This window comes from Pseudoalteromonas sp. OOF1S-7 (assembly GCF_022347765.1).
In the GTDB taxonomy this organism is placed as follows: Bacteria; Pseudomonadota; Gammaproteobacteria; order Enterobacterales; family Alteromonadaceae; genus Pseudoalteromonas.
Genome location: NZ_JAKRFZ010000017.1, coordinates 94,980 through 107,107, shown reverse-complemented (window position 1 = coordinate 107,107; position 12,128 = coordinate 94,980). Strand labels below are relative to the sequence as shown.

The following is a 12,128-nucleotide window of genomic DNA, read 5'->3' as shown; positions in this document are numbered from 1 at the left end:
GGACGCATCCTATCCAGAACTGGAATCTCACGCTATCACAGATGGCCATCCACTTTCCAGGGCGCTTGGATGACTACATCGAGCTTTGAGCTCAGTAGGCTGACACAGAATTATGAACACCCTCCTTGAAAACCATTTCGAACAGGCAGAAGACTTGCCTTGTTGTGGCTCACATCAGACAGGCACTACCTGACCGTCTTCAGAGCCACCTTTTCTTGCTCTACTGGCTGATGGTTTTCGGCTCTGAACTCTTCAACACGATCATAAATATCTTTCACACCGTAATACTGCTCCAGATTTTTCTCAGCTGCCAGTAAGTCTCCAAACTCCATTACGATTTCATATGCTTCGGTATATTTGTCTTCAACTTCTTCGTCGTTGTCTCTGGCACTATTAATGATGCTTCTAATATGCTCTTCAGCGCTTGTGAGGTTGCTTCCTTTCATAATCATTGCCAACAGGAAAATGATGACCATCACAACCAATAGGCAACCAGTAAATATCAATTCCATATCTAAACTTCTCCTCTAGTCAGTCTCACTTCTACCAGCTTATATAGTGGATATTTAGCTATGACCATAAAAGTTACAATATTAAGAGATATGATATAAGGGCCATAAATGTCATAAAGAATATCGTTATTCAAATAACCCCTAAGAACAAGCTGGGCAAAGTTCATTAACACCATTGATACAGCGATATACGCAACCAGTCTTGTTGCTGGTGTAAAATGGCAGCCTCGGATTGCATGTAGCAGGTATAGCACTACGATGAAAGATGCCCCCGTGCAAACCAAGGCAAAATAGTAGATCTGGCGCATCTGTATTAATTCGAAAGGTAAACTTAGAATATATCTACCTAAACTGCCACTCACTGTATAAAACACAAGAACAGCAAGAGAAGAAAGAAAGCATGAATGAAGCTCGTGGTCTCTTTGTTTGCGTAGTGAGCTTTTACCACCAAAAAACAGGTTAAAGCGATGCTGCTTGAAGCTATAAAAGAGAAATAGCAAAATAAAAAGCTCTAATGCCTTTATTATCCATCCCGTTACGATTAAAAACTCATTCATGCTCGCCTGATTCTCTAGTTAGCCGCCAAATACTGAGTCTGGCTTTTCAAAAATGATTGATTGAGCTCTGGGTTGAATGCCATCACCTCCACCAGAGCCACCATTAATTTTTTGGGCAGCTGAGCAACTAATTTCTGTTAATGCAGCATGCCTTGTCACGCTACCTTTTCTTTTCAAACTCAGTTTTAAAAACTTCATATTTCCGTCCTTCATTAAAATTTAAAAGGACCACCCAAAGGTTACGCATATGTTAACCCCATTGCCATATAGTAACAAGCTTTAGTTGCCATTATTTGGCTCCCGACGGGTGATCACGGTTAGCATGGCGTCAACCTAAAGTGTAATGCAGGCGTGACCATGAACTTATTAATGATAAGGAAAATTAGAAAAATTGGAACAACAAAACAGAAAATCGGGAGTGACCTGAACAACGTTTGCACTGGGCGAATTAGCGTATGGCTATGTTCTAATGATAGATTTCCTGCATATCTGGATATTTTCATAATTAAGGTAAGAACATGAATTAAGCCGTACTCTGCAGAGCACGGCTTATCTTATGGCGACACTATTTATAGTGCAGTCTGCATTTCTTCGAATTTATCTGTAACTGCTGCGCTGGGTTCTGAAGTCGCTAAGCTTACTGCGACGATTGCAATAGCCGCAGCAATAAAACCGGGCACAATCTCGTAAATTAAGGCACTTAAAGGCTGCCCCCCAACGGTCACCGGACCATAGATCCAAAACAACACCGTTGCTGCACCAACGACCATGCCGGACAGAGCACCTGCAAAGTTCATCCGCTTCCAGAACAAACTCAGCAGTACCAGCGGGCCAAATGCGGCACCAAAGCCAGCCCAGGCATTACTGACCAGGCTCAAAATCGTGCTGTCTCTGTCGTATGCCAGATAAATGGCACACAGTGAAACCAGTGCTACGCTGATACGGCCAACCAGTACCAGTTCTTTGTCGGATGCTTCTTTGCGCAAAAAGATTTTATAGAAGTCTTCAGTCAATGAGCTGGAGCTCACCAACAGCTGCGAAGAAATGGTGCTCATAATGGCGGCCAGAATCGCGGCCAGCAAGAAACCTGCAATTAGCGGGTGGAATAGTAACTCAGATAAGATCAGAAAGATGGTTTCGGGATCTTCAACCACAATACCATTTTCATGGGCGTAAGCGGCGCCAAAAAGACCGGTTGTTATGGCACCTATCGTGGCCACCAGCATCCAGCTCATCCCAATGCGACGCGCTGTTGGCATATCTTTAACGCTACGCACTGACATAAAGCGCACAATAATGTGCGGCTGACCGAAATACCCTAAACCCCAGGACATGGCAGAAATAATGCCGATAGCCCCTCCGGCACCAATCCAGGTAAGCAACTGCGGATTAATATCATTGAGCGTCACGCTCAATGGGTTGTCCAGCAAAGAATAGGTGACCGCAGGTACCAGGATCAATGCCAGAAACATGATACAACCCTGCACAAAGTCGGTGAGACTCACCGCCAGAAATCCGCCGAACAAGGTATACAGGACTACTACCCCAGTCGTGATATACAAGCCAGATTCGTAGCTCATTCCAAACGAGTTTTCGAATAGTTTACCGCCAGAAACCACACCTGCGGACGTATACAGGGTGAAGAAAATAATGATCACCAGCGCAGATACGATGCGCAAGGCATTGCCTTTGTCTTCGAATCGATTAGCAAAGTAGTCAGGAATCGTGATCGCATCGTTTGCCAGCTCGGTGTATACCCGCAAGCGTGGTGCTACCAGCAAATAATTCAAAAATGCGCCAATGACCAAACCTATGGCTATCCAGGTACTGCTGAAACCGCTTACAAACATAGCGCCGGGCAAGCCCATCAGGATCCAGCCACTCATATCTGAGGCACCCGCAGAGAGGGCCGCAACACTGGGTGGCAAGCTTCGGCCACCTAACATATAACCCGACACGTCGCTGGTTGACTTACGATACGCATACAGTCCGATACCCAGCATGGCGATGAAATACATGGCAAGAGAGATCATAGTGCCAGTTTCCAAAATTACCTCCTTTAGTTCGGGCTCCTCTCCACAATATCAGACGCTGTTATATTCTTAGCTGAGATTGGGACAAAAGCCATTGCGAAAGGTCCACTATAACATGGCAAAGATCACCACCCAAGTTACACAAGGCGAAGAGTGCATGAATTGCGTACAAACGCCCTCATACCTTAATACCAAAAGCTGAAACAAGCTGAATTAGTTAATGAAATATGCCGGAGATTGACTTATATTGTTGTGCAGTAGAAGTATTCAGTCAGGTGTATCTTTCATGTATTTTTATGCCGCCAGGCAGCCAATCCTAAACAAAAACAAAGAACTTGTAGGCTATGAGCTGTTATTTCGTGATGGGTTAGACAATGTCTTTCCGGAAATTGATGGCTCAGAGGCGACTTCCAGATTGATTGAAGGCAGTCAGTTTAATTTTGGCCTGGAAGATTTAACCGATAACAAACCCGCTTATATTAACTTCACGCTGGACACCTTGCTCAAAGGTTACCCCACTATGATGGGGCGGGAGCAGCTGGTTGTGGAAATCCTTGAAACAGTGCAACCGGGCAAGCGCTTGCTTGCTGCCGTGCAGGATCTCAAAAATAAAGGCTACACCATAGTGCTGGACGATTATCAGCACCAAAAAGTGTGGCGACACTTTTATCCGTTTATTGATCAGATCAAGATAGATATGCTGACCACGGATGTAGCAACCATTGAAGAGATCAAAACAGCCATCGCCCCGTTTAAAAATATTGAACTGGTTGCGGAAAAAGTCGAAACCCATGAACAGTACCAGCAAGCGCTGGAGCTTGGGTTCAGTTACTTTCAGGGTTTCTTTTTTGCAAAGCCCGAGGTAGTCCAGAGTAAAACCCTGCCTCCTTCTGAGATGGCGCTGGCGGAATTGCTATATGAAACCTCCAGTGTCGATGTCGACTTAAAGCGCATTACTCAGGTATTCGAACGCGACGTTAATCTCAGCTATAAGTTACTGCGTTACTCTAACTCAGCCGCGTTTAAGCGTCGCGCCGAAATTTCTACCATTAAGCAGGCTCTGGTCGTGTTGGGTAATCAGGAGCTTAAAAAGTTTCTGTCGTTATTATTTGCCTCACAAGTGTCGTCAGAGAAACCGCTGGAGCTGGTGCGTCTGTCGCTCACCCGCGCACGCTTTGCTGAACTATTGGCGGTTAAGCACAAAAAGCTCAAGGACACTGGTATGGCCTTCCTGGCGGGCATGATGTCGCTGATGGACGCGATTTTGGACGAAAGCATGGACAGCGTCATGAGTAAGCTGCCACTGGCCATTGAGATCAAAGACGCGTTACTGAAACAAGAAGGCCTACTTGCCAGCTACCTGACGCTGATCAAACTCTACGAGCAGGCCGACTGGCAAGGCGCCAATGAAGCGGCAAAGCAACTGGGTCTGGACCCGGACCTGCTGCCCGATTATTACCATGAAGCGCTGCAATGGTGCGACCAGCAAATGGAAGTCATGGCAATCTAGCACTGTCAGTTGTTTACTGGCTTACCAAACAGCCCCCTTTTCGGTGGCTGTTTTTGTTTCAGGTCAATGTTTTTTGTTTTCTCCTCTTAAATCGGTTCAAGTGCGACAATTTGTCACATCCCAGGCGCTTGTCTGACAAGTAAAATTCCTCTCAATAAAAACGTGAAAACACTTGGGATGGATCATGACCAGAAACCTTATTTGGCTTGCAATAACCGCCGCTTTTTCTGCACACAGCCAGGATATGCACACAGACAACCTGGAGCGCATCGTGGTTATCGCGCCCATGCATAGCCCTTTAGACATTAAAACCGACCCAAAGGCACCCAGACAACCTTTACCCGCACAGGATGGTGCCGATCTGTTATCCAGTATTGCCGGTTTCTCTTTGGTTAAAAAAGGCGGCGCCAGCAGCGACCCTGTGTTTCGCGGTATGGCCGGATCGCGCCTCAATATAATTACCGATGGTGGCCAGACACTCGGTGGCTGCGGCGGCCGCATGGACCCGCCCACGGCCTACATCACACCGCAAACCTACGATACCCTGACCGTTATCAAAGGCCCGCAAACCGTATTGTACGGCCCGGGTAATAGTGCCGCCACGGTGATTTTTGAGCGTGAATCGGAGCGCCTGAGTGAGACAGGCTGGCAAGGCTTTGCCAATGCAACCCTAGGCAGTTTTGGTAAGCGTATGGTAAATGCTGATATCAAAGGCGGCACTGAAGACTATTACGGCCGCATTGCGGCAAGTAAGAGCGACGCTGATGATTATGAAGACGGCGAAGGCCAGTCCATTCACTCCGCGTATGATAAATGGAACCTGGACTCAGAATTTGCCTACACTCCGGATGATGACAGCCTCTACAGCCTGAGCCTTGGGCGCAGCGACGGTGAGGTCGCCTATGCCGACCGCATGATGGATGGCAGCAAGTTCGATAGAAACCACGTTGCGCTGAACGTCGAGTTGAGCGAACTAACAGGGTTTGTTACTGCGCTGGAAGCCAATGTGTATTACAACAACATAGATCACATCATGGACAACCACAGCCTGCGAACATTTACCCCCAATATGATGATGAAAACCCCCACTTCATCCAACCCGGACCGCCGTACCTGGGGTGGCAAGATCATGCTCACTTCTGCCATCAACAGACAGCATACATTGAGCTATGGCGTCGATCATCAACAAAACCGTCATCGAATTCGCGTCAGTATGAACCAGCCTGAGAAGCCCGTCGACACCCTGCCGCGGCGCGACAACGCCGAGTTTAAACAAACTGGATTATTCGGTGAACTGGAGTACGCACTGAGCACGGAAGGCCCAATACGTAGCCAGTGGGTGAGTGGATTGCGACTTGATGACTGGTCTGCGACCGATAAGCGCCAGCAACTTGGCTCCATGATGATGCCAATGGTTAACCCAACGGCCAATCACACCCGAGACGACACCCTGTGGAGTGGTTTTACCCGCTATCAGGTTCAGCACCAGGATATGCGCTATTACATTGGCGCAGGTCACAGTGAGCGCTTTGCGGATTACTGGGAATTAATGGGTGGCGGACGTCGCGCCGTGGGCAGCATGAGTGCCTTTTTGTTAGAAACGGAGAAAACCAATCAGCTGGATATCGGCTGGATGTTACAAAAGTCCGGCATGACAACGTCCGTCTCTTTGTTCTACAACCGTATTGACGACTATCTGCTGACCGACAACCGCTATGAAGTGACGGACAAAACACTGGCGGTTACCCGCAACATAGATGCTCAAACCATGGGCCTTGAAATGGAAACCCGAATGGAACTCAGTAAACGGCTGAATTTCACGACCAGTATCAACTATGTGCGCGGCAGCAATAAAACGGATCATTCGGCCCTTGCACAGCAACCTCCTCTGCAGGCACGCTTTGCCATGGATTACACGCTGGATAAATGGCAGGTTGGTGGCTTATGGCGTCTTGTAAAAAGTCAGAACCGCGTTGCCATTGGCCAGGGCAACATTGCAGGACAGGACGTTGGGCCCAGCCATGGCTTTGGCACACTGGCATTGAATGCGTCTTATAGCTACTCTGACGAGCTGCTAGTGAGCCTCGGCGTCGACAATGTGCTGGATAAGGCTTACGCAGAACACCTCAGCCGCGCCGGCGCTATGGTCAGCGGCTATGCGCAGATTGATAAAGTGAATGAAGCGGGCCGCACGCTGTGGGCCAATGTAAACTGGCGCTTCTGATCTCACTGTGTCTTAGGGGCCTGGCTACGCCAGCCCCCTTCTGCCACAAAAGCTTGTCGCTTGTGTAGCACCACAACGACCTGGTATTACTCCGGTTTGATACGAAATTTAACGTTACAGTAAAACCCCGTCACTATCACAGTCGCCGCGCCTGCCAAAATCAGGATAGCGGATTGCTCTTCACCGAACAGGCCAAGATAATCGAGCAAAGCTGCGGCACTCATCATCAACCCGCCAACAAACAACCCCCAGCCAAAGATCTGCGCAATGGCGTGATGGCTATGATATTTATGCGGATCCCACCCCGCGATTAAAAACATACAGTGTTTTACCCCAATCAGATATGCCCCTATCAGACAGGGTAACGCCGCCACAATAAACACGACAATGGCACCTGCATTTGAATTTTCCATCATTAAGCTCCTTTTATGCCCGCAATTATAGTCCGTACCCGGTTTGAAACAAATGCACAATAGTTGCGCGCTCATCAAGCGGATATGCAAAAGGCATCTCCATTGCTAAACCACATAAGCCATTGAAGAACAAATTAAACCGTAGTAGAGTGCCTATTTTTGGGTATGGATAAGGATCATGAAAATACTACTATCGGCAATTCTATTGCTCATGTCAGGCTTTGCACAAGCAGAGTGCCGCACTTTAAGTGAAAATAAACAAATACAATATGTGATACCCGCAGAAAGTGAGCTATCACTGTGCCTGGACTTTTCGAACTTTAGCAACGATAAGGTTATCATTGCTGCAGACCCTGTTATCAGTGGTTTCACGTCACCCAATCAAATTGCTTATACTACCACCTTTACTACAGATGGATTCAGAAAAAGCGGACGTACACACCAAGACGGTTTTTACTTTACCAAATCTGGTATGCGTGGGAAGAATGCAAAGCTGACCATAGTTCCGGACAGCCAATACGGTGCAAAAGATCACCACTACACATTTAACATCATTCACGGTAATGACGACCAGGGAATGAACATCATTTATATTTCCCTGCGTGCTATTCACAAAGAAGATCCGGGAGACCTTAAAAATAAACTGACCTTTGTATACAATAGAGGCATTACTATTCCTATCGCGTACTTTGATCCAGTCGCATATTACATTGATTTGCATGGTGAATTACCACAATCTTTAAGGTCACAAAACACCACAGCTAAGGCACAATTTTCTAGAGTACCACAGTACTCGCTGGCGAGAAGTGCCACCGCTTCTGCTGCAACTAATACAACCGCAGAAGCCAGCCAGTGCAATAATAGTAATCGCCCTCCAGAAGCAATGCCATACGGACGAAATGAAGATAACAAGCACCAGCAGCTCAACCTGAACGAATTGCTAAGACGGGAAGATAGGTGGCAGACAATTGTAAACGGAGTTTTCGCTACAAAGCCTGAAGTTGCATTGGGGTTGACCTATTATCGCCTCTATACAAACCATCAAACAGGTGGGGCGCTGGATGTGAAGTCGCCAAAAAGCCCGTGGGCTGGCAACGAGGATTTGGGAAACTTTATATATGGTGCGGTAATGCAGGTTCATGGATTTTCACTGGACTCAACACATAGATATGCCGCGGCCTATCAGGCAATTCAGAATGGCAGCGCCAATGGAGATAACATGGCTGCAACTCTTTCACAGGGCATAGTTAATTTCGTAACCAAAAGCGGTAATGGCCCCGGGGATGAGGCGCTGGAAACACGCGGATATTTGTATGCAGAGGAAGTCTATCAGAATAATAAATCTGACAATAGCGCTAGCTCCTGCAATGACCAGGCGAGCGTAGATGCTGAAAACGAAGGTGGCGACACAGGTAGCCCGGGTGGTAGTGGTGGCAGCGGTGATGGTTACGGTGGCTATGGTGGCTATGGTGGCTATGGTGGTTACGGTGGAGGTTTTGAATTCTGCACGCAGTATGGTCAGGTATGTACCGGAGGAGGTTGCACTTACTGGCGAGGTATCATTCCGTGTCATTAATACCAATCAGAAAACGCCCCATTGGCCTCGCCATACTCGCGCTGTTATCCACAGGTTGTGTCGAGCCCAGGCCTCCGCTAAGTGAGGTAGAAACATTTTATTTCCGCAACCAGGAAAAGTTTGCCGCTGTTCAACAGCTGGCCTGCGGGCTTCAGCAAAAATACGATATTGGATTTGTTTTCTTTCGCCTTAATCAGATTCAGCATAAGCTAAGTCAGCTCACCGACGGTGAGCGAGACAAGTTGATAGCCAGTATTCAGGCTCTGAAATTGAATGACCTGAGAATTGAAAGAACTCAGCAAGGGTGCCTGTTGTCTCTCACATATTGGGATAACTGGTGGGGTTCTTCTGGCCAAATTTATGACTTTACCTTTAAAACTAATGTCCAGGTCCAATTTGATCCAAAGCGTCATAACCTTACTCAGATTGACTGGTCACAATCACAACAGTCTTTCGAGTTTTCTAAACCCTTATCGGATAACTGGTCGATAGATTTTCTCCATGCGCCCTGAAAGGATCAAGCATGATACAGGCCGACTCTGCGATGCTCACATCTTTAATAAGGGCTGCTCTGAGCGAATGTTCCCGAGAAAATACCACTTTAAAGTACAGTGAGATTAAAAACACCAGTTCACATTGGCTCACAGTGTTTTGGGGCCTGGCTATACCAGTCCCCTTCTGTCACAGAAGTGAGTCGCTTCTGTAAACACTACAGCGACCCAATATTAGCCCTGCTTGATACGAAATTTAACGTTACAGTAAAACCCCGTCACTATCACAGTCGCCGCGCCTGCCAAAATCAGGATAGCGGATTGCTCTTCACCGAACAGGCCAAGATAATCGAGCAAAGCTGCGGCACTCATCATCAACCCGCCAACAAACAACCCCCAGCCAAAGATCTGCGCAATGGCGTGATGGCTATGATATTTATGCGGATCCCACCCCGCGATTAAAAACATACAGTGTTTTACCCCAATCAGATATGCCCCTATCAGACAGGGTAACGCCGCCACAATAAACACGACAATGGCACCTGCATTTGAATTTTTCATCATTAAGCTCCTTTTATGCCCGACGAACTGAGTCCACAGCCAATTTTAAACACATTTTTGATAGTTTTGCGCTCATCGGGCGAGGTGCAAAAAAGCACCTTGTTTGTTTTTTGTTCACATTGTGAGGTTACCCCTTTTGGGTCAAATCAGCAAATATCTGGCACAGAGCTCAGTCAAAAGAGAGGGAATGTTTTGTAAACAAAAACAAAGAAAAGCCGGTCAGTGATTGCTGACCGGCTTGATTAAAGGTTACAAATTCTCAAGGAAATCCTCATCGAACTCTTCTGGCTCCTCCTCAACGGGTGGGTTGCCATCGTGGAGTTCATACAGCTGGCGCTGAAAATACACATCTTTGAGGAAAATATACGGGTCGAGCGACTCGTTAAGGAGTTTTTCCTGTGACATCAGACTGGCTCTTGCCTCAACGGCACGCAGGGCAAATACCAGAATAGTTTGCGGTGTAGACAAGGCGATTTCTGGCAGCACAACATTATCGACGATATCACCCGTGAGGTTTCGGGCCGTTGACGGACCATATCCCGGGATCATCAGATAAGCACCATCACCAACACCCCAGACACCCAGTGTCTGACCAAAGTCTTCATCTTTGTGTTCCAGGCCCAGCGTCTTGGCAACGTCAAACAGACCAAAAATACCCACGGTTGTGTTCACCAAAAAGCGCGCAACATTCACACCGGCATCGCCCGGTTTAGCCTGTAAGGCAGCATTCACGGCATCTGTGGGTGCAGCCAGGTTGGTGGTGAAATTAACCAGGCTGCTGCGCACCGGTGCCGGTGTAATGGCAATATACCCTTTCGCCGCGGGACGTAAGATATAGGCATCCAGGACATCCATATTAAAGTCATACAACGGACGGTTGAGCGACTGCAGCGGGTCTCGGGGATCTTGTTTTTCTTCGGGGACTTGCGCACACCCGGACAAAATTAGCGCCAAAGTGGCGCCAACAATTTTTTTATACATTTAGCTTCCTGTGCTGGTTATAACACGACTGATAGTGACCGCGACCTGCTGCACCTCTTGGGTTAAAGTGATGGTCTGGGTCACGCCTTCTAACTCACCAGGTTGCAACACCACGTTGCCATCCACGGAAATACGTGCAGTTACAACCACTTCTTTGAACCCTGACAGCTTCAGGTTAGGCATCATCGCCATACTATCGTCCAAGTTGACACTTAATGGCAAGTTAAAATCTGTAAGTTTAGCGACCGCCAGTGGCATTGGCGGGCCCTCCGCCGCTTTAGCAAAGACAAATAAAGTCGCATTCTCAGGGATTTTATCCACCAGCTCATCCGCAAGCGTCACCGTCACTTGTAGTCCATCAGCCGGTATCGCTGGCAGTGTAGCTTGTTCTGTACTCAGCTTGTCGTCCAGATCGGTGATACGCTGTTTGATCATCGTATAACGCGGGTCATCCTGAGTCATGCTCGCCAGCAGGACTTCGAAGGCCGCTTTGGACTCTTTCCAGTCCTGGCGCTCATAGGCGATCAGGGCCAGCAAAGAAATTGCATCAATATTACGTGGTTCACGCTGCAGTACCTGAGACAGCATACGTGCGGCACGGTTCATGGCACTTTCTGAGCCTTCAACCAGCAGCGCCTGGGCATAGCTGACCTTCACATTACTGTTGTCTGGTTGCATTGCCAGCGCTTTATCAAATGCCTGCATGGCCATTTCAAAATCGTTTAGCGACATAGCAACACGGCCCAGCAACATCCAGGCTACGGCGTCGTCGCCACTGTTTGCCAGCTTAGTACGCAGCCCCAGCGCAAATGCCTGAAGCTCATTGGGACTGAGCGGCTCACCCGTTTGCATCACCGCACGCTGGCCATACTCGGGCAACATGTCAACGGCTTTATACCAGTCGGCAATTTGCTTCTGGCTACCGGTAAATGAATAGAATACCGCACTGACCACCAACAAAAACGTGACGCCGGTGCCTGCCAGTACCAGGTTGTTACCACGCGTGTCGAGTGTACGCTCCGGTGACAGTTCGTTCAGTAGTCGACGCTTCAGCTCCAGCACAGATTCATCATGTGTGCTCTGTTCAATTCGTTGATTACCAAGCTCTTCCGCCAGCTCCTGTAAACGTTGCTGATAGATGTCAATGCGCTCGGCATTGGCATCGTGGTCCACAGCGACCAGCTTGTCACGACGGAAAAACGGCATCACCACGAATAAGGCCGCCAGCACAGTCAAAAGCGCAAACATACCCCACATTTGCATCATGTCA

At 48.0% G+C, this 12,128-nt stretch carries 12 protein-coding genes; 4 read left to right on the top strand and 8 right to left on the bottom strand.

Annotation, left to right across the window (positions count from 1 at the left end; all coding sequences use genetic code 11):
• Positions 1-185: 185 nt before the first annotated feature.
• The 4 genes from MHN33_RS19810 to putP form a co-directional block, all read right to left on the bottom strand.
• Positions 186-446, bottom strand: coding sequence for a hypothetical protein (locus tag MHN33_RS19810; RefSeq protein WP_239400620.1), 261 nt, complete (start codon positions 444-446; stop codon positions 186-188).
• A gap of 68 nt (positions 447-514) precedes the next feature.
• Positions 515-1,069 carry a hypothetical protein gene (locus MHN33_RS19805; protein WP_239400618.1) on the bottom strand — a complete coding sequence of 185 codons (555 nt, stop codon included), beginning with the start codon at positions 1,067-1,069 and terminating at the stop codon, positions 515-517.
• Positions 1,070-1,087: 18 nt separating this feature from the next.
• On the bottom strand, positions 1,088-1,267 hold the full coding sequence (locus tag MHN33_RS19800; protein WP_239400616.1) for a hypothetical protein: 180 nt from the start codon (positions 1,265-1,267) through the stop codon (positions 1,088-1,090).
• Positions 1,268-1,638: 371 nt separating this feature from the next.
• Complete coding sequence (putP, locus tag MHN33_RS19795; RefSeq protein ID WP_275442924.1) at positions 1,639-3,117, bottom strand: sodium/proline symporter PutP; 1,479 nt, start codon at positions 3,115-3,117, stop codon at positions 1,639-1,641.
• Positions 3,118-3,388: 271 nt separating this feature from the next.
• On the opposite strand from putP, the gene MHN33_RS19790 reads away from it, so the two are divergent.
• Positions 3,389-4,612 carry an HDOD domain-containing protein gene (locus tag MHN33_RS19790; RefSeq protein ID WP_239400614.1) on the top strand — a complete coding sequence of 408 codons (1,224 nt, stop codon included), beginning with the start codon at positions 3,389-3,391 and terminating at the stop codon, positions 4,610-4,612.
• A gap of 184 nt (positions 4,613-4,796) precedes the next feature.
• Positions 4,797-6,836, top strand: coding sequence for a TonB-dependent copper receptor (locus tag MHN33_RS19785; protein ID WP_239400612.1), 2,040 nt, complete (start codon positions 4,797-4,799; stop codon positions 6,834-6,836).
• An 86-nt stretch (positions 6,837-6,922) separates the two neighbouring features.
• Here the strand turns inward: MHN33_RS19785 and MHN33_RS19780 are convergent, their stop codons facing one another.
• The gene (locus MHN33_RS19780) at positions 6,923-7,252 is read right to left on the bottom strand and encodes a hypothetical protein (RefSeq protein WP_239400610.1); all 330 of its coding nucleotides are present in this window, start codon (positions 7,250-7,252) and stop codon (positions 6,923-6,925) included.
• Between the two features lie 175 nt (positions 7,253-7,427).
• On the opposite strand from MHN33_RS19780, the gene MHN33_RS19775 reads away from it, so the two are divergent.
• Positions 7,428-8,825, top strand: a complete 1,398-nt coding sequence (locus tag MHN33_RS19775; protein WP_239400608.1) for a hypothetical protein — start codon at positions 7,428-7,430, stop codon at positions 8,823-8,825.
• The gene (locus MHN33_RS19770) at positions 8,816-9,337 is read left to right on the top strand and encodes a hypothetical protein (RefSeq protein WP_239400606.1); all 522 of its coding nucleotides are present in this window, start codon (positions 8,816-8,818) and stop codon (positions 9,335-9,337) included. The genes MHN33_RS19775 and MHN33_RS19770 overlap by 10 nt, the downstream gene beginning before the upstream one ends.
• A 213-nt stretch (positions 9,338-9,550) precedes the next feature.
• Here the strand turns inward: MHN33_RS19770 and MHN33_RS19765 are convergent, their stop codons facing one another.
• The 3 genes from MHN33_RS19765 to ccmI all read right to left on the bottom strand — a co-directional run bounded on the left by MHN33_RS19765 (position 9,551) and on the right by ccmI (position 12,124).
• Complete coding sequence (locus MHN33_RS19765) at positions 9,551-9,880, bottom strand: hypothetical protein (RefSeq protein ID WP_239400604.1); 330 nt, start codon at positions 9,878-9,880, stop codon at positions 9,551-9,553.
• Between the two features lie 246 nt (positions 9,881-10,126).
• Entirely contained in the window at positions 10,127-10,858 is a 732-nt protein-coding gene (locus MHN33_RS19760; protein ID WP_239400602.1) for a VacJ family lipoprotein, read from the bottom strand.
• The gene (ccmI, locus tag MHN33_RS19755) at positions 10,859-12,124 is read right to left on the bottom strand and encodes a c-type cytochrome biogenesis protein CcmI (RefSeq protein ID WP_239400626.1); all 1,266 of its coding nucleotides are present in this window, start codon (positions 12,122-12,124) and stop codon (positions 10,859-10,861) included.
• Positions 12,125-12,128 lie beyond the last annotated feature (4 nt).